The organism is uncultured Allobosea sp. (assembly GCF_945957345.1).
In the GTDB taxonomy this organism is placed as follows: Bacteria; Pseudomonadota; Alphaproteobacteria; order Rhizobiales; family Beijerinckiaceae; genus Allobosea.
The window spans coordinates 23,494-47,442 of record NZ_CAMFKW010000013.1; the positions used below are offsets into that span (position 1 = coordinate 23,494).

At 67.0% G+C, this 23,949-nt stretch carries 20 protein-coding genes; 14 read left to right on the top strand and 6 right to left on the bottom strand.

Translation table 11 applies throughout. From position 1 onward, the window contains the following. The first annotated feature begins 266 nt into the window (after window positions 1–266). The 3 genes from Q0Q36_RS08725 (at window position 267) to Q0Q36_RS08735 (ending at window position 2,844) form a co-directional block, all read left to right on the top strand. Window positions 267–1,154, top strand: a complete 888-nt coding sequence (locus tag Q0Q36_RS08725) for a transglutaminase family protein (protein WP_293797381.1) — start codon at window positions 267–269, stop codon at window positions 1,152–1,154. A 46-nt stretch (window positions 1,155–1,200) separates the two neighbouring features. Beyond that, a complete protein-coding gene (locus Q0Q36_RS08730) occupies window positions 1,201–2,100 on the top strand; it encodes a diacylglycerol kinase family protein (RefSeq protein WP_293797382.1) in 900 nt (299 codons plus the stop codon). 93 nt (window positions 2,101–2,193) lie between these two features. Continuing rightward, on the top strand, window positions 2,194–2,844 hold the full coding sequence (locus Q0Q36_RS08735; protein WP_293797384.1) for a phosphatase PAP2 family protein: 651 nt from the start codon (window positions 2,194–2,196) through the stop codon (window positions 2,842–2,844). Between the two features lie 6 nt (window positions 2,845–2,850). Here the strand turns inward: Q0Q36_RS08735 and Q0Q36_RS08740 are convergent, their stop codons facing one another. After that, window positions 2,851–3,339 carry a pyridoxamine 5'-phosphate oxidase family protein gene (locus Q0Q36_RS08740; protein WP_293797385.1) on the bottom strand — a complete coding sequence of 163 codons (489 nt, stop codon included), beginning with the start codon at window positions 3,337–3,339 and terminating at the stop codon, window positions 2,851–2,853. 28 nt (window positions 3,340–3,367) lie between these two features. Here Q0Q36_RS08740 and Q0Q36_RS08745 point away from each other — a divergent pair, with 28 nt between their 5' ends. From Q0Q36_RS08745 to Q0Q36_RS08755, 3 genes are all read left to right on the top strand, one after another. Beyond that, a complete protein-coding gene (locus Q0Q36_RS08745) occupies window positions 3,368–3,664 on the top strand; it encodes a hypothetical protein (protein WP_293797387.1) in 297 nt (98 codons plus the stop codon). A gap of 124 nt (window positions 3,665–3,788) precedes the next feature. Continuing rightward, on the top strand, window positions 3,789–5,234 hold the full coding sequence (locus tag Q0Q36_RS08750) for an aldehyde dehydrogenase family protein (RefSeq protein ID WP_293797390.1): 1,446 nt from the start codon (window positions 3,789–3,791) through the stop codon (window positions 5,232–5,234). Window positions 5,235–5,298: 64 nt separating this feature from the next. Then, entirely contained in the window at window positions 5,299–5,631 is a 333-nt protein-coding gene (locus Q0Q36_RS08755) for a four-helix bundle copper-binding protein (protein WP_293797392.1), read from the top strand. A 4-nt stretch (window positions 5,632–5,635) separates the two neighbouring features. On the opposite strand, the gene Q0Q36_RS08760 is transcribed toward Q0Q36_RS08755, so the two are convergent. The 3 genes from Q0Q36_RS08760 to Q0Q36_RS08770 are packed head-to-tail and all read right to left on the bottom strand — an operon-like array spanning window position 5,636 to window position 12,442. Continuing rightward, a complete protein-coding gene (locus tag Q0Q36_RS08760; protein ID WP_293797393.1) occupies window positions 5,636–6,514 on the bottom strand; it encodes a transglutaminase family protein in 879 nt (292 codons plus the stop codon). After that, window positions 6,511–9,033 (bottom strand): circularly permuted type 2 ATP-grasp protein, encoded by a 2,523-nt coding sequence (locus Q0Q36_RS08765; RefSeq protein WP_293797396.1) that lies wholly within the window; start codon window positions 9,031–9,033, stop codon window positions 6,511–6,513. The genes Q0Q36_RS08760 and Q0Q36_RS08765 overlap by 4 nt, the downstream gene beginning before the upstream one ends. Before the next feature lie 7 nt (window positions 9,034–9,040). Next, a complete protein-coding gene (locus Q0Q36_RS08770) occupies window positions 9,041–12,442 on the bottom strand; it encodes a DUF2126 domain-containing protein (RefSeq protein WP_293797399.1) in 3,402 nt (1,133 codons plus the stop codon). Between the two features lie 234 nt (window positions 12,443–12,676). On the opposite strand from Q0Q36_RS08770, the gene Q0Q36_RS08775 reads away from it, so the two are divergent. The 8 genes from Q0Q36_RS08775 to eda all read left to right on the top strand — a co-directional run bounded on the left by Q0Q36_RS08775 (window position 12,677) and on the right by eda (window position 21,174). Beyond that, entirely contained in the window at window positions 12,677–14,281 is a 1,605-nt protein-coding gene (locus Q0Q36_RS08775) for an ABC transporter substrate-binding protein (RefSeq protein WP_293797401.1), read from the top strand. A 155-nt stretch (window positions 14,282–14,436) separates the two neighbouring features. Beyond that, window positions 14,437–15,501, top strand: a complete 1,065-nt coding sequence (locus tag Q0Q36_RS08780; protein ID WP_293797404.1) for an ABC transporter permease — start codon at window positions 14,437–14,439, stop codon at window positions 15,499–15,501. Between the two features lie 12 nt (window positions 15,502–15,513). Next, window positions 15,514–16,419, top strand: coding sequence for a nickel transporter permease (nikC, locus tag Q0Q36_RS08785; RefSeq protein WP_293797406.1), 906 nt, complete (start codon window positions 15,514–15,516; stop codon window positions 16,417–16,419). 4 nt (window positions 16,420–16,423) lie between these two features. Then, a complete protein-coding gene (locus Q0Q36_RS08790; RefSeq protein ID WP_293797408.1) occupies window positions 16,424–17,281 on the top strand; it encodes an ABC transporter ATP-binding protein in 858 nt (285 codons plus the stop codon). Next, the gene (locus tag Q0Q36_RS08795; protein WP_293797410.1) at window positions 17,278–18,030 is read left to right on the top strand and encodes an ABC transporter ATP-binding protein; all 753 of its coding nucleotides are present in this window, start codon (window positions 17,278–17,280) and stop codon (window positions 18,028–18,030) included. The genes Q0Q36_RS08790 and Q0Q36_RS08795 overlap by 4 nt, the downstream gene beginning before the upstream one ends. A gap of 271 nt (window positions 18,031–18,301) precedes the next feature. Then, a complete protein-coding gene (gene zwf, locus Q0Q36_RS08800; RefSeq protein WP_293797411.1) occupies window positions 18,302–19,804 on the top strand; it encodes a glucose-6-phosphate dehydrogenase in 1,503 nt (500 codons plus the stop codon). Continuing rightward, window positions 19,804–20,490 carry a 6-phosphogluconolactonase gene (locus Q0Q36_RS08805; protein WP_293797412.1) on the top strand — a complete coding sequence of 229 codons (687 nt, stop codon included), beginning with the start codon at window positions 19,804–19,806 and terminating at the stop codon, window positions 20,488–20,490. Before zwf ends, Q0Q36_RS08805 begins: the two co-directional genes overlap by 1 nt. Before the next feature lie 39 nt (window positions 20,491–20,529). Then, complete coding sequence (gene eda / locus Q0Q36_RS08810) at window positions 20,530–21,174, top strand: bifunctional 4-hydroxy-2-oxoglutarate aldolase/2-dehydro-3-deoxy-phosphogluconate aldolase (protein WP_293797414.1); 645 nt, start codon at window positions 20,530–20,532, stop codon at window positions 21,172–21,174. A gap of 159 nt (window positions 21,175–21,333) precedes the next feature. Here the strand turns inward: eda and Q0Q36_RS08815 are convergent, their stop codons facing one another. Further along, window positions 21,334–22,440 (bottom strand): NAD(P)/FAD-dependent oxidoreductase, encoded by a 1,107-nt coding sequence (locus Q0Q36_RS08815; RefSeq protein WP_293797415.1) that lies wholly within the window; start codon window positions 22,438–22,440, stop codon window positions 21,334–21,336. A 10-nt stretch (window positions 22,441–22,450) separates the two neighbouring features. Beyond that, entirely contained in the window at window positions 22,451–23,623 is a 1,173-nt protein-coding gene (locus Q0Q36_RS08820; protein WP_293797416.1) for a M20 aminoacylase family protein, read from the bottom strand. Window positions 23,624–23,949 lie beyond the last annotated feature (326 nt).

Here is a 23,949-nt window from a genome sequence, read left to right on the forward strand (position 1 = left end):
GGAAACGATCTGGGCGCAGGTCGCGGCGGTTGCTATCCCCCCAGCCGAACCGTCGTGGCGGCGGGATGCGGGCCGAAAGGCCCGCATCTTCTTTTTTGAGCTCTTCGCAAATCGCCTGAGCTTCGTGGCTCAACAGCCATTTTTCGTTGGATGGTGGGAACAGCAAGGCCCTTTCGCGCGTCTATTCGCCGGGGGATTACGACACCCGATGATCCGCGGTTAGCCAGTTCGCGCAGCGGTCCGGCCCTCAATCAGGAGAAGGCGAGATGCGCATACGTTACGGCTATCGGATAGAGTTGGTCTGTGCCCATGACATGCCGTTGATCACGCTGCTCGACGTTCACCCGTCGCGCCGCCACGATCTGACCACGCCGGACGAGATGAAGCTGACCGCGCTGGCCGATCCCGCTTTGCCGATCACGATGACGCAGGACCTCGACGCCTTCGGCAATATCCGCCGGCGCATGATCGCGCCGCCGGGCGGCATCCGCCTGGAATCGCTGGGGATCGTCCATGATTCCGGCGAACCCGACATCGTCAATCCGGCGGCGCGCGAGGTGTCGCCGTCACGTCTTCCGGATGCGGCGCTCGTTTACCTTCTCGGCAGCCGTTATTGCGAGACGGACAAGCTCTACGATCAGGCCTGGAGCCTCTTCGGGCAGGTTCAGCCGGGCTGGCCGCGCGTGCAGGCGATCGTCGACTTCGTCCACAATCACATGAGCTTCGGCTATCATTTCGCCCGCAACACCCGTACCGCTGCCGAGGCCTTCGAGGAGCGGATCGGCGTCTGCCGCGACTTCGCGCATCTTGCCGTTACGCTGTGCCGCTGCATGAACATCCCGGCGCGCTACTGCAACGGCTATCTCGGCGATATCGGTGTGCCTCTCGATCCCGCGCCGATGGATTTCAATGCCTGGTTCGAGGTCTTTCTCGGTGGGCGCTGGTACACGTTCGACGCCCGCCACAACGAGCCGCGCATCGGCCGGATCGTCATCGCGCGCGGCCGCGACGCGACCGATGTCGCCATGATCAGCTCCTTCGGGACGCATACGCTGCAGCGTTTCGAGGTCGTCACCGAGGAGGTCGAGGATGTGCCGATGCCGCTGATGCCGCCGATGCCGGAACAGTTCGACGCCCGCCCGGCCGCCGCGTAAGCGCTCCCTTGCGCGTGGTCGAGCGCCTCATATCTACGCCAGCACCATGCGCTACACGATCATCGTCAATGCTCGCGCCGGAACGGTTCTCGAAGCCGGCGCGGATGTTTTCGCCGCGCGGCTTGAGGCGGCCTTCGCCAACCATGGCTGCGGCGCGGAGGTGCGTCTCGTGCCGCCGCGCGAGATCGACGACGCGTTGTCGCTTGCGATCTCGGATCGTCACGCGCTGCCGGTCCTGGCGGGGGGGGACGGTACGATCAACGGCGCCTTGCCGGTTCTGATCCAGGCCGATCGCCCGATCGGCATCCTGCCGATGGGAACGGTGAACGTGCTCGGCCGCGATCTCGGCATCTCGGGCTCGCTCGAGCAGCAGATCGCCGCGCTCTGCCGGGGCGAGCCGGTGGAAATGGATGTCGGTCGGGTCAACGACCGGTTGTTCCACTCGCTCTCCGGCATGGGCTTCTTCAGCCTGATGGCGCGTGAGCGCGAATATGCGCGCCGCCGCTTTCCTTTCAGCCGGGCCGCCGCCTTCGGCGTCGCCGCGACGCGCTCGATCCTGTTCACCCGCCCGGTCATGCTCGACATCAAGGTCGACAAGGACCACAGCATCGTCGAGGCCGATGCCGTGCTGGTCACGGTCAATCGCTTCGAGGGCGCCGACTGGCGCCGGCCACGGCTCGACGACGGGCTGTTCGAGGTCCATGTCCTGAATGCCGGCGGGCTGTATTCGCGCAGCAAGGCGGCGCTGTCGGTGGTCTCGGGCCATTGGCGCAATGCGCATAACCTGACCTCCTTCACCGGCGACGCGGTGACGCTGATGCGGCGCGACAAGCGGCGCGGTCACATCACCTTCGACGGCGAGGTCGAGCGCAAGGTCGGGCCGTTGAGCTACGGCTTGCTGCCCAAGGCGCTGCGGGTGATTTCCGCCCGCCCGGCGCAAGCCTGAGAAGCTCTCTGGCATGCGCGGCACAAGCCGCCTGTTCGACATCGGCCGCCGCCGGTTAATCTTCCGTCCGACAGCCCTCGGAGACCGCGCTCCTTGCCTCAGCCTCGCATCCTGGTTCCCGCTGTCGCCGCCCTGATCTTCCTCGGGCTCGCACTGCTGATCGTCTCCGGGCACAGCTTTTCCGTCGATACCACGCTGATCATGCTGTTCCGCGATGCGGCCAACCCCGCGGTTCCGCTCGGGCCGGCCTGGTTCCACGAAGCCGTGCGCGACATGACGGCGCTGGGCAGCTTCGTCGGCCTGTTCTTCATGGCGCTGACGGCGACGCTGGCGCTCTGGCTCTGCGGCTACCGCCATCTCGCGATCGGGCTGGTCGTCAGCCTCGTCGCCGCCTTCCTGGCGAGCACCGTCCTGAAGATCGCGATCGCCAGGCAACGACCCGATATCGTCGAGCATGCGGCCCTGACCTTCACCGCGAGCTTCCCGAGCGGCCATGCCTTCCTCTCGGCCGCGACACTGCTGACCATTGCCAGCTTCGTCGGCCTGGCTACGCGCCGGACCGACATCGCTCGCTTCTGCATGGTGATGGCCGTGATCTTGACCGGCCTGATCGGCCTCAGCCGCATCTATCTCGGCGTGCACTGGCCGACGGACGTTCTCGGCGGCTGGTGTCTCGGGATGGTCTGGTCGAGCGTCGCGACGGCTTGGCTCGGCCGCAGGATGGCGGCTTCCGATCCGGCTTGACCGGGCTCAACGCATGTCGATGGTGGCGTTGACGCCGAGATCGGGCGTACGGCCGAGAATCTTGGCGGTCGCCAGCTTGAAGGCGACGAGCACGCTGCTCGACGGGCCGTCCCAGATCTCGGCGGAGGTTGGCGTCAGCGCCAGCAGGGTCGCGTCCGGGTCGTCGGGTCCGTTCGGGAACCAGGCGCTGGCCATCGGCGTCCAGACGTCGCGTAGCGTCTCGCGGCTCGGAATCTCGGAAGCCGAGCAGGAGATCGCGGCGTAGAAATTGCGGTCCTCATGGCTGATCGCCAGATTGACGGAGGGCGAGCGCAGAGCCGCGCCGATGATGCCGGTATGGCGGTGCGTGATGAAGAGCAGGCGATGGTGGTCGCGGTCGATATGGCCGGACATCGGCCTTGTCTTGATGTCGCCATCGGCGACAATGGAGACCATGTAGACCGGGTGGGAGGCCAGCGCGGTCCAGATGCGCTCCTGCAGCTCGGTGTCGGGCATGGCAACCTCCTGCGGGTGCGATCGTCTCATGACCACCCTCGCATGGAACCGGCCTGCGCGCCATGCAAACGCTGCCCGGGCGGCAACGTTCCCGCAGCGCGTGGCGGAACAGCGCGGCCCGGCTCGCGTTGCGATGGAGCCTGCGGCGCTGCCGCCTCATCGGGAATCTCTTATGCTCGTTTCGCGTAATCTTCTGGCCGTGCTTGTTCTTGTGCTTGTTGCTGCCCTCGCCGTGACCGGCTATTCGCTCTACCAGGAGAAGAAGCAGCCGGATGGGGTCGAGATCTCGGTCGGCAAGAACGGACTCTCCATCAAGGAGAAGTGATCGGCACCTTGCGCTCATGGCGCGTGATGCGGCCAGCGGCTAGTCGGCTGCCCAAAGGGTATTGGCCTTCCTAGACCAAAGGCGCTAACACCCGATCCACGAACCTGTGTCGTGGGAGAACGAGATGAACGCGCCCTTCAAGAACCTGATCGCCGGCGAATGGGCCGGCGGCGCTAACGCTTCGCGCAACATCAACCCCTCCAACACGAATGATGTGGTCGGCGAGTACACCCAAGGCTCGGTCGAGGACCTGAACAACGCGGTCGCGGCTGCCAAGGCCGCCTTCCCGGCCTGGAGCCGCTCCACCCCGCAGGAGCGCTACGACATCCTGAAGAAGGCGTCCGACGAGATTCTCGCCCGCAAGGACGAGCTCGGCCGCCTGCTCTCGCGCGAAGAGGGCAAGACGCTGGCCGAGGGCATCGGCGAGGCGACCCGCGCCGGCCAAGTCTTCGCTTTCTTCGCCGGTGAATGCCTGCGCCTCGGCGGCGAGATGATCCCGTCGGTGCGCCCCGGCGTCGGCGTCGAGATCACCCGCGAGGCGGTCGGCATCGTCGGCATGATCACGCCCTGGAACTTCCCGATCGCGATCCCGGCCTGGAAGATCGCGCCGGCGCTGGCCTGGGGCAATTGCGTCGTCCTCAAGCCTGCCGATCTCGTGCCGGGCTCGGCCTGGGCGCTGGTCGATATCCTCCAGCGCGCCGGCCTGCCCAAGGGTGCCCTCAACTTGGTCATGGGTCGCGGCTCGGTCGTCGGCCAGGCGCTGCTGGAGCACAAGGACGTCTCCGCCATCTCCTTCACCGGCTCGGTCGGGACAGGCCGCAAGGTCGCTGCGGCCTGCATCGCCGGAAGTCCGATGAAGAAGGTCCAGCTCGAGATGGGCGGCAAGAACCCGCTCGTCGTGCTCGACGATGCCGATCTGAAGGTCGCCGTCGAGGTCGCCGTCAACGGCGCCTTCTTCTCGACCGGGCAGCGCTGCACGGCCTCCTCGCGCCTGATCGTCCAGGCCGGCATCCACGACAAGTTCGTCGAGGCCTGCATCGAGCGCCTCAAGAGCGTCGTCGTCGACGATGCGCTGAAAGCCGGCACCCATATCGGCCCAGTCGTCGACCAGAGCCAGCTCGACCAGGACCTGAAATACATCCAGATCGCCAAGGACGAGGGCGGCAAGCTGGTCTTCGGCGGCGAGCTGCTGAAGCGCGACACCCCCGGCTTCTATCTCGCCCCGGCTCTCTTCACCGAGACCACCAACGCCATGCGCATCTCGCGCGAGGAGGTCTTCGGCCCGGTCGCCAACATCGTCCGCGTCAAGGACTATGACGAGGCGCTCGCCGTCGCCAACGACACCGAGTTCGGCCTCTCCTCCGGCATCTGCACCACCTCTCTGAAATACGCGACGCATTTCAAGCGCAACAGCGAGGCCGGCATGGTGATGGTTAACCTGCCGACGGCGGGCGTCGACTATCACGTCCCGTTCGGAGGCCGGAAGGGCTCCAGCTATGGCCCGCGCGAGCAGGGCGCCTACGCCAAGGAGTTCTACACCACGGTCAAGACGGCCTACACGCTGGCCTGATCCGCGGAACAGGGCGCCTGTCGCGGCGGTTGATCGGGAGACCCCTCCCGATCGGAGCCGCGCCATGCACCATCTTGACCCGAAGACGCGCAACGCAGCCGACCTCGCGCTCGACTGCTACAAGCACTGCCACGGCATGGCGATGACCCATTGCCTGAAGGTGGGCGGCTCTCATGCCGAGCCGGACCATCTGCGCGTGATGGCCGCCTGCGCCGAAATCTGCCGGACCACGGCGCATCTGCTGCTGATGGATTCCGTCCATGGCCGTCACATGGCCAAGGAATGCGCCGAGGTCTGCGAGGCCTGCGCAACCGACTGCGCACGGGTCGGCGACATGGAATCCTGCGTCGCCGCCTGCCGGGCCTGTGCGAAGGCTTGCGCCGCGCTCGCCGCCTGACGGCTTAGCCGACCGGCACCACGTCCACGGCGACGCCGACCTTCTGCGTGCCCGGCCCGATGACCACGCCGTCGAGCGGGGCGACATCGGCATAGTCGCGGCCAAAGGCGGTGACGATATGATCGTCCGCGACGATCAGGTCGTTGGTCGGGTCGAGCCCGACCCAGCCAATCTCCGGCCCGCACCACAGCATCGCCCAGGCATGGCTGGCATCGGCGCCTTCGAGCCGTTTCTGGCCCGGTGGGGGGATGGTGCGGATATAGCCGGAGACATAGGCCGCAGGCAGGCCGAGGCCGCGCAAGCCGGCGATCATGATATGCGCGAAATCCTGGCAGACGCCGTGGCGCTGCTCGAAGGCCTCCGCCAGCGGCGTCGTCACCTCCGTTGCCTCGGGATCGTAGACGAAATCCCGTCTGATCCGGGCCATCAGCTCGCAGGCCGCCTCCAGCACCGGCCGCCCCGCGTCGAAGCTCGTCCGCGCATAGTCGACCACGGCCGGAACCTGCGGCACGAGCCGGCTGGGATAGAGATGATGCGCGGGCGAATCCGGCGCGAGGCTTTTGGAATCGAGCGCCAGCGCCGCGACATCCTCCCAGTTCCGCGTCAGCCCGGCATGGGGCGGCGGCGGCCGGTCGACCTCGATCCGGGCCCGCATCTCGAGCTTCAGCTCGCGATGCGGCTTGGTGATCGTGATCGTGGTCATATGGTTGCCGAAGAAGCAGATGCCGTCATTGCGCTCGGCCGGGCGGGGCGTGATCAGCAATTCGCTCTTCAGCACGCGCTGGCCGCTGCCGTCGCGCGGCAGCAGACGCAGGATGCAGCGCGAAAAGGGCACCGGTCGGCTATAGCCGTAGGTCGTGACGTGGCGCAGCTCGTAGATCACGCGATGCTCGTCATCCGCGAGCCTTCGGGGCCGCTGTTCTGCAGGAAATAGCGATCGGCGATGGCCGCGGAGAGGCCCATGAGCAATTGCTCGAACAGCAGGATGCTGGTGCGGTCGAGGCGGCTCGCTTCCATCGTCCGGCAATCGGCTGCGAGACGCAGCACCAGCCGGCGCGGCGCCTCCAGCATGCCGTCATCGGCAAGTGTCGGCAGGTTGGCGATTTCGGTGTCCAGGCGCTCGACCTGGAAGGCGACGGAGCGCGGGTTGTAGGGGTCGAGCATCACAAGATCGAGCACCGGCTGCAGGCTGGCGCCCAGCAGGTAGCGCGAGCGATAGGTGATCTGCGAATCCGTCAGGTCGAGCAGCGCGTCGAGCATGTCGCCGGAGGCGTTGCTGTCGGCGAATTGCCGGGCAAAGCGGCAGGTTGCGATGCCGCGTTCCAGCCGCCGGCCGATATCGAGGAAGCGCCAGCCATTGCCGCGCACCATGTTCTCCTGGCCGAGGCCGGAGAAGGCCGCGAGCGATTTCAGCGCGCGGTCGGCGATCTCATAGGCCTCGCCCTCGCTCGGCTTGCGGCCTTCTTCGGGATCGAGCTGGTGCTGCAGGTCGCCGAACAGGCGCCAGGCATCGACGGAGAGGCGCTCGCGGATGACCGAAGCGGTGCGCCGCGCCTCGCGCAGCGAGGCGGCAGCCGAGCCGTAATCGTCGAGGCTGTAGAGCGCGGCATAGGCCTGCGCTGCCGGCGTCCGCTTCTCCTGCCCGCCAGGCGCGGCGCCCCAGGCGACGAGCATGCCGGCGAGCTGGCGCACGGTATCGTTGCGTCCCGGCGCCGGGTCCGGATCGATCAGGCGGCCGAGCAGGGCACGAACCAGCCGCAGGATCGCCTCGCCGCGCTCCAGATAGCGCCCGAGCCAGAACAGGTTGTCGGCGGCGCGGCTCGGCAAGGTGCCGGTGACGCGGCGGATGCTGATCCGGTCCGGCGTCGGCAGCAGGCTGACCTGCGCGACCGGCTCCTCCGATGTCACCCAGACATCGCTGGAGCGCACGCCGTTGCGCATGCTGACCGCCCGGGCATCCGGCTCGTCCGAGATGCGGCAGAAGCCGCCGGGCATCACCTTCCAGCCTTCGGGGGTTGCGGCGGCGAAGACGCGCAGCGTCATCGGGTGAGGCTCGAGCCGGCCGTTCTGGAAGACGGGCATGGTCGAGAGCCGGACGACCTCCTGCCCGACATAATCCATGCCACGCGCCTCGATGCGTTCGCGCAAGGCTGCGCGCTCCGTTTCCGGCAGTTCGCCGGCCACGATCTGGGTCCTGTCGAGCCCGTTGCCGGCGCTGCGGAAGGCCGGCGCGATGCTCATCTCGCCGAGCCGCTCGAGCACGGCCTGGCGTTCCTGCGGCTGGCCGCACCACCAGGTCGCGATATTCGGCAGGATCAGGTCCTGGCCGAGGACCTGTCGCGCGAGCGCTGGCAGGAAGCCCATCAGGGCGCGCGCCTCGACGACGCCGGAGCCGAGCCCGTTGGCGACATGAACCTGGCCCTGCCGGACGGCCTCGACCAGCCCGGCGACGCCGAGCGCCGAGCCGGAATTGAGCTCCAGCGGATCGGCGAAATCACCGTCGATGCGCCGCCAGATCACGTCGGCGCGCTTCAGGCCGGCAATGGTGCGTACATGCACCCGGCCGTCGCGCATCAGGAGGTCGCCGCCTTCAACCAGCAGGAAGCCGAGATAGCGCGCGAGATAGGCCTGCTCGAAATAGCTCTCGTTGAGCGAGCCGGGCGTCAGCAGGGCGATGCGCGGCTCGACGCGCTTCGAGCGGGCGACCAGCCCGGCCCGGAAGCCCTGGAAGAAGGCCGCCAGCCGCTCGATATTCATGTTGCGGAACATGTCGGGGAAGGCGCGCGCCAGCGCCAGCCGGTTCTCCAGCGCATAGCCGGTGCCGGAGGGGGCTTGTGTCCGATCCTGCAGCACCCACCAGCGCCCGTCCGGGCCGCGGCCGAGATCGGCTGCATACAGCTGCAACGTGCCGCCGCCGGCGATGCCGTGCAGCGGGCGCAGGTAGTCGGGGCTGCCGGTGACGACGGCGGCGGGCAGATGGCCCTCCGCGATCAGCTCGCCCGGTCCATAGATGTCGTCGAGCACGGTCGAGAGCAGCTCGGCGCGCTGCGTCACGCCGGCAGCGATAACCTGCCATTCCGCCTCGGGGATGACGAGCGGCACATGCGACAAGGGCCAGGCCCGTTCGCCGACGCCGGGATCGCGTTCGTCGATATCGCCATGGACGCGATAGGAGACGCCGGTGTCGCGGACATGCCGGTCGGCGAGCCCGAAACGCTGATTGAGTTCGGCGGGCGACAGCGCGCACCAGGCCGAGAGGAACGGCTCCCAATGTGGGCGCACGTTGCCGTTCTCATCGATGAACTCGTCGAAGACGCCGGGCAGCGGGCGATAGCCGGCGAGCAGCGACGCGCGCCGCTCGGCCTTGCTGCGTCCCGATCGGATGCGGCCCTGCACCGGCATTCGCTCGTCAAATCCCTGTCGGGCGCCTCAGGTCCAGCGTGAGCGGGAATTCGGCGCTGCGTTCCTCCAGCGGAATCGCCAGAGGCCCGGGACTATGACCGATCGCCTCGAAACGCGCGAGCCGTCTTGCCTCCGCCTCGTAGGAATTGACCGGCGGTGTTTCGTAATTGCGACCTCCGGGATGGGCGACATGGTAGACGCAACCACCGAGCGAGCGGCCTGACCAGAGATCGACGATGTCGAAGGTCAGAGGCGCGTGCACGGGGATCGTCGGATGCAGGCCCGATGCCGGCTGCCAGGCCTTGAAGCGCACCGCCGCGACGGCCTCGCCGGACGTGCCGGTCGCGGTCATCGGCAGGCGCCTTCCGTTGCAGGTGACGAGATGGCGGCCCGGCACCAATCCGGCCGCCTTGACCTGCAGGCGCTCGATCGAGGAATCGACATAGCGCACCGTGCCGCCGATCGCGCCTTCCTCGCCCATGACATGCCAGGGTTCCAGCGCCTGCCTGATCTCGATCTCGACGCCGCCATGCGCGACCTTGCCGAAGAAGGGGAAGCGGAACTCGGCCTGCGCCTCGAACCAGACGGGATCGAAGGCATAGCCGGCACTCTGGAGATCGCCGAGCACGTCCTTGAAATCCTGCCAGACCATCTCCGGCAGCATGAAGCGATCATGCAGGGCGGTGCCCCACCGGACCAGCTTGCCGTCCAGCGGCTCGCGCCAGAACCAGGCGATCAGCGCCCGCAACAGCAATTGCTGGGCGAGCGACATCCGCGCGTCCGGCGGCATCTCGAAGCCGCGGAACTCCACCAGCCCGAGCCGGCCGGTCGGTCCGTCCGGCGAATAGAGCTTGTCGATGCAGATCTCGGTACGGTGCGTGTTGCCGGAGACGTCGACCAGCAGGTTGCGAAACAGCCGGTCGACCAGCCAGAGCGGGATCGGCGCCTCGCCGGGCTTCGGCACCTGAGCCAGCGCTATCTCCAGCTCGTAGAGCCCGTCCTGCCGGGCTTCGTCGATGCGCGGCGCCTGGCTGGTCGGGCCGATGAACAGGCCTGAGAACAGGTAGGAGAGCGACGGATGCCGGTTCCAGTAGAGGATGATGCTCTTCAGCAGGTCCGGCCTGCGGAGAAAAGGTGAGTCGGCCGGCGTCACGCCGCCGAGCACGACGTGGTTGCCGCCGCCCGTGCCCGTGTGGCGGCCGTCGACCATGAACTTCTCGGCGCAGAGCCGCGCCAGCCGCGCTTCCTCATAGACGCCCTGCGTGATCGCCGCCGCCTCGTGCCAGTCCGTCGCCGGGTGGATATTGACCTCGATCACGCCGGGATCGGGCGTGACCTTGATAACGTCGAGCCGCGGGTCGAAAGGCGGCGCATAGCCCTCGATATGCACGGGCTGGCCGAGCTCCTCCGCCACCGCCTCGACCGAGGCGACGAGGTCGAGATAATCCTCCAGCCGCTCGACCGGCGGCAGGAAGATGCAGAGCACGTTGTCGCGGATTTCGAGGCTCAGCGCCGTGCGGACGTGATCGCCGCCGATCTCCTGCTCGCGCCGGTCCTGAACCGGACCTGACGCGGCGGACGTCCCGAGGCTCATCTGCGCCGGGCCGGGCCGCTCCTCCGTGGAAGTCGGCTCCGCTGGTCGGGTTTCGGGATGATCGGTCCAGCTCGCTCCGGCCGGCCCTCCGGCCGCCAGCGGCGGACGCGGCTCCATTGGGTCCTGCGGGTGGATATGCGGGTACTCGGCCTTGGGCACGACCGGCAGCGAGCCCAACGGCAAGCGGTAGCCGACCGGCGAATCGCCCGGCACGAGGAAGAGCTTGCCGCGGCGCAGCTTCCATTTTTCCGAACGCCAGCGCCGGTCGCTCGCGCCCGCCTGCCAGCGCTGCACGGGGATGACATAGCCGCGCGGATTGCCCAGGCCGAGCTCGAAGACCCGCGCCATCCGCGAGCGTTCCTCCGGGTCGGATAGCCGCGAATCCAGTGGATCGACATTGTCGGGAAGCTGCGCCTCCTTGAGCAGCCAGACACCGGTATCCTCATAGGCCGGCATCACGTAATCGGCGCCGAGCCCGAGTTTTTCCGACAGCCCCTGCGCCAGGGCCTCCGCGTCGCGGATGGTCGCGCTCACCTCCAGTTCGCGGTCGCCGCCGGTCTGCGCGCCGGGCTCGCGGGCGATGAGGTCGGCATTGCGCCAGATCGGCTCGCCGTCGCGGCGCCAATACAAGGCAAAGGCCCAGCGCGGCAGGGTTTCGCCCGGATACCATTTGCCCTGGCCGTAATGCAGCATCCCGCCCGGCGCGAAGCGCTGGCGCAGACGCCGGATCAGCGAGTCGGCGCGCTGGCGTTTGGTCGGCCCGACGGCGGCGATGTTCCATTCCTCGCCGGTCTGGTCGTCGATCGAGACGAAGGTCGGCTCGCCGCCCATCGTCAGGCGGACATCCTGCCCCTTGAGATCGGTTTCGACCTTGTCGCCGAGCGCATCAAGTTCGGCCCAGGAGGCATCGGAGAAGGGCAGGGTGATGCGCGGCACCTCATGCACGCGCGTTACGCTCATCTGGAAGTCGAATGTCGTCTCGGCATAGCTCGCCATCCCTGAGACCGGCGCGGCCGCGCGGTAATGCGCCGTCGCCGCCAGCGGCAGATGGCCTTCGCCGGTGAGCAGGCCCGAGGTCGGGTCGAGCCCGACCCAGCCGGCGCCGGGGATATAGACCTCGGCCCAGGCATGCAGGTCGGTGAAGTCCTTGTCCGTCCCGCGCGGGCCTTCCAGCGGATCGATATCCGCCTTCATCTGGATCAGATAGCCGGAGACGAAGCGCGCCGCGAGGCCGAGATGCCGGAGCGCCTGAACCAGCAGCCAGCTCGTGTCGCGGCAGGAGCCGGAGCCGACCGAGAGCGTATGCTCCGGCTCCTGCACGCCGGGCTCCATGCGGATGCCATAGGCGATGCGCTGCTGCAGGCGGGCATTGAGGTCGACGATGAAATTGACCGTGTTGACCGGCTCGTGCGGCAGTTCGGCGAGGAAGGCGGAGAGCAATGGCCCGGCCGGCTCGGCCACGAGATAAGGCGCGAGCTCCTCGGTCTGCTCCTGCGTATAGGCGAAGGGGAAAGTCTCCGCCTGTGCTTCCACGAAGAAATCGAAGGGATTGATCACAGACAATTCGGTGACGACGTCGACCTCGATCCGGAATTCCGTCACGGGCTCGGGAAAGACATAGCGCGCCAGCCAGTTGCCGGCCGGGTCCTGCTGCCAGTTCACGAAATGCTGCGCCGGCGTCACCTTCAGCGAATAGCTCTCGATCCCGGCCCGGCAATGAGGCGCGGGGCGCAGCCTTATGATCTGCGGTCCCAGCGTGACCGGCCGGTCGTAGCGATAATGCGTGACGTGATTCAGTGCGGCGATGATGGCCAAGTTTCGCCCCCTAATCCCAGGCGATGGCTGCCTGCAACGTCAGGTTAGCGAGGCGGCCGGCATGCGCAAGGCGCCAGCATGGCCGCAATGGCGCCTCGGCCCGGCATCGTTGCTCAAGAGATGTGCAAAATGCCCCGCTCAGCCCTTTCGATGGCCATTGGTCGACTGGACAGCCAAGGCCGAGTGGTTGCAGATAGCGCCCAACGGGCGGTTAGCGTCCGCGAAACACCAACAATGGGGAAATCGATGCGTCACGTAGCCAAGTTGATGGCGGTTTCGGCCTTTGCGGCCCTGATGTCGACGACCGCCGCCTTCGCGCAGACGCCGAAGGACACGGTCGTGATGGCCAAGCAGATCGACGACATCATCACGCTCGATCCGGCCGAGGCCTTCGAATTTTCCGGCGTCGAGGTCGGCGCGAACGTCTATGACAAGCTGATCAACGTCGATATCGCCAACAACAACGCGCTGGTCCCGGATCTCGCCGAGAGCTGGAGCGTCGGCGCTGACGGCCTGACCTACACCTTCAAGCTGCGCAAGGGCGTCAAGTTCCACTCCGGCAACCCGCTGACCGCGGCCGACGTGGTCTATTCCTTCCAGCGCGCCGTCACCCTCAACAAGTCGCCGGGCTTCATCCTGCGCCAGTTCGGCTTCGTCGCCGAGAACGTGCTCGACAAGGTCAAGGCGGTTGACGAGAACACCGTCCAGATCACCGTCTCGAAGCCCTACGCCCCGACCTTCTTCTATAACTGCCTGACTTCGGGTGTCGCCGCGATCGTCGACTCCAAGCTGGTCAAGGCCAATGAGAAGGACGGCGACTGGGGCAATGGCTGGCTCAAGCTGAACTCGGCCGGCTCGGGCGCCTACAAGGTCCGCAGCTATCGCCCGAACGAGCAGTACACGCTCGACGCTAACGAGAACTGGTACAAGGGCGCGCCGAAGAGCAAGCGCATCGTCGTCCGCCATGTCGCCGAGCCGGCCTCGCAGCGCCTCCTCGTCGAGAAGGGCGATGTCGACATCGCCCGCAACCTCTCCAAGGACCAGCTCGAGGCCGTCAAGAAGAACGACGCGATCAAGATCGTCCAGGGCGACAAGGGCTACATCCTCTATCTCGGCCTGAACCAGAAGAACCCGAACCTGGCCAAGCCCGAGGTTCGCGAGGCGCTGAAGCTTCTGGTCGATTACGGCTCGATCGAGAAGAACATTCTCGAGGGCACCTACAAGGGCCACGAGGCCTTCCTGCCGCAGGGCTTCCTCGGCGCGATCACGGACAAGCCCTATGCGCTCAATGTCGCCAAGGCGAAGGAGCTGCTCGCCAAGGCCGGCCTGGCCAACGGCTTCACCGTGACCATGGATACCCGCTCGGTCGCGCCGATCACCGACATCGCGCAGGCGATCCAGGCGACCTGGGCCCAGGCCGGCGTCAAGCTGGAGATCATCCCCGGCGACGGCAAGCAGACCCTGACCAAGTACCGCGCCCGCACCCACGACATCTATATCGGCCAGTGGGGCCCGGACTATCTCGACCCGCACACCAATGCCGAGACCTTCGCGATCAACGAGGACAATGGCGAGGACGCGAAGTCGAAGACGCTGGCGTGGCGCAATGCCTGGGACATCCCGGACATGACCAAGATCACGCAGGGCGCCGTGCTCGAATCCGACGCCAACAAGCGCAAGACCACCTATGAGGCCCTGCAGCGCGATCACCAGAAGGTCTCGCCCTTCGTGATCATGTTCCAGCAGATCGAGGTCTCGGCCGAGCGCAAGAACGTCAACGGCTGGGTTATCGGACCGAGCTCCGACACCAACCGCTACGCCACCATCGTCAAGAACTGAGCCTCCTGGCTCAGGAAGCCCGCCGCGATCCCGAAAGGTCGCGGCGGGCTTCCTTTCATGCCCATCCCGGACAAGGCTTGGATTCTGGCGCGACGTGAACCGTCTGCGACCGCGTCCGGCGCTCCGACGAAAGACACGAGAAACGGAGGCGGGTCATGACAGCCGTGACGCAAGCTCCCACGGGCAAGGCGGCTTCGCCGGGAAGGCTCGGCCGTTGGGGCCGCGCGCTTTCGCGCGAGCTGACGACCGTGGTCATCACCATGTTCGGCCTGCTGCTGGTCACCTTCTTCATCGCCCGCGTCATCCCGATCGACCCGGTGCTCGCCGTCGTCGGCGACAACGCCAAGCCCGAGACCTATGAGGCGGCGCGCATCGAGCTCGGTCTCGACAAGCCGCTCTGGCAGCAATTCGCCATCTATATCGGCAAGGTCTTCACCGGGAATCTCGGCACCTCCGTGCTGACCTCGAACCCGGTCGTCGAGGACATCAAGCGCGTCTTCCCGGCGACGCTGGAGCTCGCCACGCTCGGCACGCTGATCGGCGTCCTCATCGGCGTGCCGCTCGGCATTCTCGCCGCCGTCAACCAGGGCCGCTGGCAGGATCAGGTCGCCCGCGTCGTCGGCCTCGTCGGCTATTCCGTCCCGGTCTTCTGGATCGGCCTGATGGCGCTCCTGCTGTTCTACGCCAAGCTCGGCTGGGTCTCCGGCCCGGGCCGCATCTCGGTCGTCTGGCAGGACATCGTGACCACGCGCACCGGCGTCATCATGATCGACGCCGCGCTTGAGGGCGAATGGGAGGCGTTCTGGGACGCTTTCTCGCATCTGATCCTGCCGGCTTTGGTGCTCGGCCTGCTTTCCGTCGCCTATATCAGCCGCATGACGCGCAGCTTCATGATCACCGAGCTGCAGCAGCAATATGTCATCGCCGCCCGCGTGAAGGGCGTCTCCGAGACCGCCGTGATCTGGCGCCATGCGCTGCGCAATGCCGCCGTGCCGCTCTTCACCGTGATCGCGCTCTCCTACATGCATCTGCTGGAGGGTTCGGTGCTGACCGAGACGATCTTCGCCTGGCCGGGCCTCGGCCGCTATCTCACCAACGCGCTGCTCAATGCCGACATGAACGCGGTGCTCGGCGGCACGCTGGTGGTCGGCGTCGTTTTCATCGCGGTCAACCTGCTGACCGACATCATCGGCCGGCTGGCCGATCCGCGCGTGCGCTGAGGAGGCGGACCCATGAGCGATACCTCCTCCACTGGCCTGCATGCCTGGCTGATCAGCGACTCACCTGAGTCGCGTCGTCAGGCCCGTCTCGGCCAGCTTTATCGGCAATGGCTCGCCTTCAAGCGCAACCCGATGGCGGTGGCGGGCCTCGTCATCATCGTCCTGCTGCTGCTGATCGCGGCCTTCGCCCCCCTGATCGCGCCCTTCGACCCGATCGCCCAGGCGCTCGACAAGCGTCTCCTGCCGCCATCCGCGACCAACTGGTTCGGCACGGATGCGCTCGGCCGCGACATCTTCAGCCGCATCGTCTACGGCACGCGGATCACGCTGGTCATCGTGCTGCTGGTCGTCGTCACCGTCGGTCCCTTCGGCCTGCTGATAGGCGCGATCTCCGGCTATTACGGCGGCTGGGTCGACCGTCTGCTGATGCGCATCACCGATGTCTTCCTGGCCTTCCCGCGCCTCGTGCTGGCGCTGGCCTTCGTCGCGGCGCTCGGCCCCGGCATCGTCAACGCCATCATCGCCATCGCGATCACGACCTGGCCGCCCTATGCCCGCGTCGCTCGCGCCGAGACGATGGTGATCCGCAACCAGGACTATATTGCCGCGATGCGCCTGCAGGGCGCCTCGCAGGCGCGCATCATCTGGAAGCACGTCGTGCCGATGTGCATGTCCTCGCTGATCGTGCGCACCACCTTCGACATGGCCGGCATCATCCTGACGGCCGCCGGCCTCGGCTTCCTCGGCCTCGGCGCGCAGCCGCCAATGCCGGAATGGGGCGCGATGATCTCGGCCGGCCGCGAGCAGATTTTCGACCAGTGGTGGGTCGCGACCTTCCCCGGCATCGCTATCTGCATCGTCGCGCTCGGCTTCAACCTGCTCGGCGACGGGCTCCGCGACGTCATGGATGCGAGGTAAGCCGATGACGAGCGAGCAGCCTCTTCTCGAGATCGACAATCTCAAGGTCGATTTCCACACGCCGACCGGCATCGTGCGGGCCGTGCGCGGCCTCTCCTTCACGCTCGGCCGCGAGCGGCTCGGCATCGTCGGCGAGTCCGGTTCCGGCAAGTCGATGACCGGACGCGCCATCCTCGACCTGATTCCGCATCCCGGCATCGTCAGCGCCGACCGCATGCGCTTCCGCGGCCAGGACCTGACGGCCATGGACAAGGGCGCGAGGCGCAAGCTGCGCGGCCGCCACATCTCCATGGTGATGCAGGACCCGAAATTCTCGCTGAACCCGGTCGAGACCGTGGGCAGCCAGATCGCGGAGGCCTATCGCATCCACCGCAAGGCCGGCCCTCGCGAGGCGCGCGAGCGCAGCCTCGCCATGCTGGAGCAGGTGCAGATCCGCGAGCCCGCCCGCGTCTACGACCTCTATCCGCACGAGGTTTCGGGCGGCATGGGCCAGCGCGTCATGATCGCGATGATGCTGATCGCCGAGCCGGAGGTGCTGATCGCCGATGAGCCGACCTCGGCGCTGGACGTCACCGTCCAGCTCCAGATCCTCAAGATCCTCGATGATCTCGTCACCGAGCGCGGCATGGGGCTGATCTTCATCAGCCACGACCTGCATCTGGTGCAGTCCTTCTGCGACCGCGTCATCGTGATGTATGGCGGCAAGGTCATGGAGACGCTGCCGGCGGCCGAGCTGGCGGACCCGGCGGCGCGCAGCCGCCGCCATCCCTATACGCTCGGTCTGCTCGAATGCCTGCCGGACCTCGACCATCCCCGGGCGAAGCTCGCCACCCTCAACCGTGACCCGGCGTGGCTGGCATGACGAAAACAGCGATCTCCGTCGACAAGCTCAACGTCTCTTTCGGCGACTCCCATGTCGTGAAGGACCTCTCCTTCGACGTCCGCAAGGGCGAGAGCTACGGCCTCGTCGGCGAGTCCGGTTCGGGCAAGTCGACCGTGCTGCGCGTGCTCTCCGGCCTCAACCGGGAATGGAGCGGCAATGTCACGATCGAGGGCGCCGTGCAGCCCAAGGTCCGCGACAAGGCCTTCTATCGCAACGTCCAGATGGTCTTCCAGGACCCCTATGGCTCGCTGCACCCGAAGAAGACGGTCGACGACACGCTGGCCGAGCCGCTTGCGATCCATGGCCTCGACAATGCCGAGGCCCGCATCGGCAAGGCGCTCTCCGATGTCGGCCTGCCGGCCTCGTTCCGCTTCCGCTATCCGCACCAGCTCTCGGGCGGCCAGCGCCAGCGTGTCGCGATCGCGCGTGCGCTGGTGCTCGAACCCTCGATCCTGCTGCTGGACGAGCCGACCTCCGCTCTCGACGTCTCGATCCAGGCAGAGGTGCTGAATCTGCTCGCGGCGCTCCGGCAGGAGCGCAAGCTGACCTATATCCTCGTCAGTCACGACCTCTCGGTCGTCGGCCATATGTGCGAGCGCCTTCTGGTCATGCAGTTCGGCCGCGCCGTCGAGGAAATGACGGTCGAGACCCTGGCGGCGCGCCAGCCGCAGACGGCCTATGCCCAGCAATTGCTGACTGCGAGCGCAGGCTTTCGGCGCGCGGGCTGAACCACGAGGGCAGCGGCCTTGCGCCACGCCCTCTTTGCAGCGCGGCAAATCCGTCTCACTCTGGTCGCGGCCTTGCGTTAACTGCTTCGTGTCCGGCTCGGATCATGGCCAGTCAGCAAGGTTTTGCGCCGGCTAAGGCATCGGACCGAAAAGTGGGTACCACTTTTCGGAAACATCTGATGCTAGAGCCAAGGCTAGATCGCCACTTGGCGTCCGATAGGACGCACGGCGATCTGGCGAACCGGCACCGCCTGACGGAGTTACAGGACCTATGGACGCCACCGTGGACAACGCGCTTCGGCCCGAGACCATTCCCGAGCGGACGCCGGTCCCGCCTTTCGATCTCGTGATCTTTGGTGCGGGCGGCGATCTCGCCCTGCGCAAACTCTTCCCGGCGTTGGCACAGCGCAATCGCGAGGGCGTCCTGCCCGAGGAGAGCCGTATCCTTGCGGTCGTCCGCAAGGAAGAGGATGTCGAGGGCCTGCCGAAGCAGATCGCCAAGCGCCTCGACGAGGAGGGGATCCCGAAGGATCAGGTCGAGCCGTTCCTGCGCCGCCTGACTATGGTGATGCTCGATGCCGTGAAGCCCGAGACCTACAAGGCTTTGAAGAAGGCGCTGGGCGACAGCGAGCGCGTCCGCTCCTTCTATCTCTCGACCCCGCCCGACCTCTTCATCCCGATCTGCGAGAACCTCGCCAAGGCCGATATCCTGACGCCGACCTCGCGCGTCATCCTGGAGAAGCCGCTCGGCCGCGATCTCGCTTCGGCTCGGGCGATCAATGACGCCGTCGCGCGCATCCTGCCGGAAAGCCGCACCTACCGGATCGACCATTATCTCGGCAAGGAGACGGTGCAGAACCTGCTCGTCCTGCGCTTCGCCAACACATTGTTCGAGCGCTCATGGTCGAGCCGCGACATCGACCACGTCCAGATCACGGTGGCCGAGACGGTTGGGCTGGAACAGCGCGCCGGCTATTACGACAAGTCCGGGCATATGCGCGACATGGTCCAGAACCATCTGATGCAATTGCTCACCCTCTTCGCCATCGAGCCGCCGAACATGCTGGAGGCCGGCGCCGTCCGTGAAGAGAAGATCAAGGTGCTGAAGGCGCTCAGGCCCATCGTCGGGCCGGATGTCCAGCGCTATACGGTTCGCGGCCAGTACGGACCGGGGCAGATCGATGGTCAGCGTGTGCGCGGTTATGCCGAGGAACTCGGCCACGGCTCGAACACCGAGACCTTCGTCGCCATCCGCTGCGAGGTCGACAACTGGCGCTGGGCCGGCGTGCCGATCTACCTGCGCACCGGCAAGCGCATGGCGCAGCGCTATTCCGAGATCGCCGTCACCTTCAAGCCGGTGCCGCACTCGATCTTCGGCAATGGCGGCGGCGACAGGCTGGACGCCAACCGCCTCTTCATCCGCCTGCAGCCGAACGATGGCGTGCAACTCCAGCTGATGATGAAGGTCCCGGGCTCCGGCCGGCTCAAGATCGTGCCGCGCCAGCTCGATCTGCGCTATTCCACTGCCTTCGACGAACGCACGCCGGACGCCTATGAGCGTCTCCTGACAGACGTGATCCGCGGCGACCAGACGCTGTTCATGCATCGCGACGAGGTCGAGCAGGCCTGGACCTGGGTCGACCCGATCATCGCCGGCTGGCAGGATTACTATCCGCATCCGCATCGCTACGCCGCCGGCTCCTGGGGCCCGTCGCAGGCGATCGGTCTGATCGAGCGCGACGGCCGCTCCTGGGCCGATCCGGATCTGGTCTGATGGCCGGCCCGCTCGCCTGGCACCGCTTCGCCACGCTGGCCGACGCCTCCGAGGCGCTGGCGGAAGCGGTCGCAGTCCGGTTGAAGGACTTGCTCGCCGGGCAGGGCAGGGCGCTTCTCGCCGTGCCCGGCGGCACGACCCCGGCCGGCTTCCTCGCCGCGCTCGGGCGGCACGATCTGGCCTGGGAGCAGGTCACGCTGCTGCCGACCGACGAGCGTTTCGTCGCGGCAGATGACGCGGCTTCGAACGAGCGCATGATCCGCGCGCAGTTCGCGCCGTTGGCGGCAGGGCGCGCCGCTTTCCTGTCATTCCACGAGCACGGTAGCGATATCGAGGCTGCTGCCGCGCTGCTCTGTGCGAAGCTTGCCGAATTGCCTGAGATCGACCTGCTCGTCAGCGGCATGGGCGCGGACGGCCATATCGCCTCGCTCTTCCCGGGGGCGGAGGCGACCTTCAACGCGGTGCCCGATAGCGGCATCGTCGTCGCCCGCCCGCCGGGCCTGCCGCCGCGGCTCTCGCTTTCGCCAGCCCGCCTGCTCGGCGCTGGCTGGGCGAGCCTGCTCGTCTCCGGCGCCGCCAAGGAAGCGGTGCTCAAGGCCGCCCCAGAGCGTACGCAGAAGCCGCTGCCGGTCGACCTTCTGCTCGGCAGCGCGCGAGGGCTCGACGTCTACTGGGCGAAGGAGTAGAGCCGGATTTCCTGCTCAAATCGATTGAAAGACGAGACCATGGACGAGACTGCCGCGATTGCCCGGTTGAAGAGCTGCGGCGTGATCCCCGTCGTGGTGATCGAGGATGCCTCGCGCGCCGTCGATCTTGCCCATGCGCTGGTCGCCGGCGGCATCGATGTCGTCGAGGTCACGCTGCGCCGCCCGGCTGCGATGGAAGCGCTCGCGGCCATCGCGAAATCGGTGCCGAAGGCCTTGGCGGTAGCTGGTACGGTGGTAACGCCGGCCCAGGCCCAGCAAGTCAAGGATGCCGGCGCGCAGGCCGTGGTCAGCCCTGGCTTCAGTGAAAGCGTCGACGAGGCCCTGCGCAAGGCTGGTCTGCCCTGGTTGCCGGGCGTTGCCACGGCTTCTGACTGCATGCGTGCCGTCGCCGCTGGCCGCACCACCGCGAAGTTCTTCCCCGCCGAGCAGGCCGGCGGCCCGCCGGCCTTGAAGGCGCTCTCCGGCCCGTTCCCGCAAATGACCTTCTGCCCGACAGGCGGTGTGGGGCTTAAGAACCTCGGCGACTATCTCGCTTTGCCGCAGGTTATCTGCGTCGGTGGATCCTGGCTGGTTCCGGCCGATGCGATCGCGGCGGGTGAATGGAAGCGGATCGAGACCTTGGCGCGCGAGGCGAAGGACGCGTTTGGGAAGGCGCGGAGTTAAGGGCAGCGAGAAAGGAAACGCGTCATCCCGTGCGCGCTGCGGCGTGTAACGCTGCTGCGCAGACACGGGATCGCGTGACGAGAAGGCGCCTTTTCCTGAGGACGGTCCCGCATCTGCGCAGCAGCACTTCGTGCCGCAGCGCGTGCGGGAAGACACCCTTCACGCCGCGAGCTTCTCGCGCACCATTTCCGCGATCGCCAGCGAACTCGTCAGCCCCGGGCTCTCGATACCCAGCAGGTTGACCAGACCCGCCCCCCCATGCACCTCCGGCCCATCGATGCGGAAATCCGGCATCGGCTCGGTCGGCCCGTGCAGCTTCGGTCGGATACCCGCGTAATCCGCGACCAGCGCCCCATCCGCCAAGCCCGGCCAATAGGTCCGGATCGCCGCGTAGAATTTCTCCGCCCGCGCCGGATCGACCACCAGATCCTGATCGCTCTCGACCCATTCGACATCGGGTCCGAATTTCACCCGCCCGCCCATGTCGATCGTGGCGTGGATGCCGAGGCCTGCCGCTTCCGGCACCGGATAGACGAGATGGCTGAAAGGCTGCTTGCCGGTCAGAGCGAAGTAGTTGCCTTTGGCATAGTGCTGCACCGGCACATGCGCGGCCGGAAACTCATCGAGCAGGCCGAGCAGCTTCGGCGCACCATGGCCAGCCGAATTGACCACGGTCCGCACGCTATAGGTCGCCGGATCCTGGCCGCCGAAATCGACGCTGAAGCCATCCGCCTCACGTCGCCAGCCGGTGATCGGCGTGTTGAGCGCAAGCGAGCCGCCGGCCGCCTCGCATTCGCCGAGCAGCGAGAGCATCAGCGCATGGCTGTCGACCACGCCGGTCTCAGGGGAGAGCAGGGCGATCTCGCAGCGCACCTCGGGTTCCATAGCTTTCGCCTCGGCGCCGGAGAGCCAGCGCAGCGAGTCCACGCCGGATGCCTTGGCGCGGGCCATGATCGTCTCCAGCGCCGGCTTCTGGGCCTCGGAGGTGGCGACGATCAGCTTGCCGCAAGCCTTGTGCGGCAAGCCGCGCTCCGCGAGATAGCGGTAGAGTTTGCTGCGGCCCGCGACGCAGACGCGGGCCTTCAGCGAGCCGGGCGGATAATAGATTCCGGCATGGATGACCTCGGAATTGCGTGCCGAGGTCTGAGTGCCGATCCCCTCGGCAGCTTCGGCGATGACGACCTCGCGCCCGGCCAGCGCCAGCTCGCGGGCAACAGCGAGGCCGACGACGCCGGCCCCGATCACCAGACAATCGATGTCGCTCATCGCCTAGCCGTCAGCCACGCTGCGGCATGGCGATCTCGATGAGGCTCGCCCAGTAGTTCACGCCCACCGGGATCGCCGCATCGTTGAACTCGTAGGCCGGGTTGTGCAGGCCCGCCGAGTCACCGTTGCCGATATTGATGAAGGCGCCGGGGCGTTCTTCCAGCATGTAGGAGAAGTCCTCCGAGCCCATGGTCGGCGGCACCTCGGTGTTGATTGCGTCGGAGCCGAAGGCCTCCTTCGTCACGCTGGTGGCGAAATCGGTCTGGCCGGCATGGTTGAAGGTCACCGGATAGCCGCGGCGATAGTTGAGCTGGTACTTCATGCCGAAGGCCTTCATCACGCCCTCGACGATCTCGCCGATGCGCTTCTCCGCGAGATCGCGGGTTTCCGGCGTCAGCGTGCGGACCGAGCCCTTGATCTCCGCGGTCTGCGGAATGACGTTGAAGGCCTCGCCGGCATTCAGCGCGGTCACCGAGACGACGATCGAGTCGAGCGGATCGGCATTGCGCGAGGCGACCGTCTGAAGAGCGGTTACCAGCGCGCAGGAAGCCACGATCGGGTCGTTGACGCGATGCGGCGCGGCCGCATGGCCGCCGAGGCCCTCGATCTTGATGTGGAGCTGGTCGGCCGCTGCCATCGCGGGACCCTTGCGGATCTCGAACTTGCCGACCGGCACGCCCGGCTTGTTGTGCATGCCGTAGACTTCCTGGATGCCGAAGCGGGTGATCAGGCCGTCGTCGATCATCGCCTTGGCGCCGGCGCCGCCTTCTTCGGCCGGCTGGAAGATCAGCACGGCGGTGCCGTCGAAATCGCGGGTCTCGGTCAGGTACTTGGCGGCGCCGAGCAGCATCGCGGTATGGCCGTCATGGCCGCAGGCATGCATCTTGCCGGGCACGGTCGAGCGGTGCGGGAGGTTGGTCTCCTCATGGATCGGCAGCGCGTCCATGTCGGCGCGCATGGCGATGACGCGGCCGGAATCCTGGCCCTTGCCCTTGATCACGCCGACCACGCCGGTCTGGCCGACGCCGGTGGCGACTTCGTCGACGCCCCATTCCTTGAGCTTATCGGCGACGAGGCCGGCAGTCCGGTGGACGTCGTACATCAGCTCGGGGTGGCGATGGATGTCGCGGCGGATCGCGGTGATTTCCGGGGTCAGCGCCGCGATGATGTCGGTCTTGGGCATCGTATCCTCTGAGATGGTATGGGGCGACCGCGCAGAAAGCGGGTGCCGTCGCGCAGGCTAGCCCAGCGGCGCCCCGCCTGTCCAAGCCGGTGACGCGCAGGGGATGGGCCTTGCCGGAATGGCGGGCGCTATCCACCGCGTCATCCCGTGCGTGCTGCGGCATGGAATGCCCCTGCGCAGGCACGGGGCCGTTTCAGGAAAGGGCGCCTTCTCAGTCGCGCGCGGGTAGGGGCGCCTTCTCGTCACGCGGCCCCGCATCTGCGCAGCAGCATTTCGCGCCGCAGCGCGCGCGGGATGACAGCGCTCGATCACGGCTTCTTCGGCGC

Bases quoted from the DNA above. Each gene is read 5' to 3' on its own strand.
- Q0Q36_RS08815 (WP_293797415.1), bottom strand. From the start codon at position 22,440: ATGAGCGACATCGATTGTCTGGTGATCGGGGCCGGCGTCGTCGGCCTC.
- Q0Q36_RS08730 (WP_293797382.1), top strand. From the start codon at position 1,201: ATGCGCTACACGATCATCGTCAATGCTCGCGCCGGAACGGTTCTCGAA.
- nikC (WP_293797406.1), top strand. From the start codon at position 15,514: ATGAGCGATACCTCCTCCACTGGCCTGCATGCCTGGCTGATCAGCGAC.
- Q0Q36_RS08765 (WP_293797396.1), bottom strand. From the start codon at position 9,033: ATGCCGGTGCAGGGCCGCATCCGATCGGGACGCAGCAAGGCCGAGCGG.
- zwf (WP_293797411.1), top strand. From the start codon at position 18,302: ATGGACGCCACCGTGGACAACGCGCTTCGGCCCGAGACCATTCCCGAG.
- Q0Q36_RS08775 (WP_293797401.1), top strand. From the start codon at position 12,677: ATGGGGAAATCGATGCGTCACGTAGCCAAGTTGATGGCGGTTTCGGCC.
- Q0Q36_RS08745 (WP_293797387.1), top strand. From the start codon at position 3,368: ATGACCACCCTCGCATGGAACCGGCCTGCGCGCCATGCAAACGCTGCC.
- Q0Q36_RS08790 (WP_293797408.1), top strand. From the start codon at position 16,424: ATGACGAGCGAGCAGCCTCTTCTCGAGATCGACAATCTCAAGGTCGAT.
- Q0Q36_RS08780 (WP_293797404.1), top strand. From the start codon at position 14,437: ATGACAGCCGTGACGCAAGCTCCCACGGGCAAGGCGGCTTCGCCGGGA.
- Q0Q36_RS08740 (WP_293797385.1), bottom strand. From the start codon at position 3,339: ATGCCCGACACCGAGCTGCAGGAGCGCATCTGGACCGCGCTGGCCTCC.
- Q0Q36_RS08725 (WP_293797381.1), top strand. From the start codon at position 267: ATGCGCATACGTTACGGCTATCGGATAGAGTTGGTCTGTGCCCATGAC.
- Q0Q36_RS08805 (WP_293797412.1), top strand. From the start codon at position 19,804: ATGGCCGGCCCGCTCGCCTGGCACCGCTTCGCCACGCTGGCCGACGCC.
- Q0Q36_RS08795 (WP_293797410.1), top strand. From the start codon at position 17,278: ATGACGAAAACAGCGATCTCCGTCGACAAGCTCAACGTCTCTTTCGGC.
- Q0Q36_RS08750 (WP_293797390.1), top strand. From the start codon at position 3,789: ATGAACGCGCCCTTCAAGAACCTGATCGCCGGCGAATGGGCCGGCGGC.
- Q0Q36_RS08755 (WP_293797392.1), top strand. From the start codon at position 5,299: ATGCACCATCTTGACCCGAAGACGCGCAACGCAGCCGACCTCGCGCTC.
- eda (WP_293797414.1), top strand. From the start codon at position 20,530: ATGGACGAGACTGCCGCGATTGCCCGGTTGAAGAGCTGCGGCGTGATC.
- Q0Q36_RS08820 (WP_293797416.1), bottom strand. From the start codon at position 23,623: ATGCCCAAGACCGACATCATCGCGGCGCTGACCCCGGAAATCACCGCG.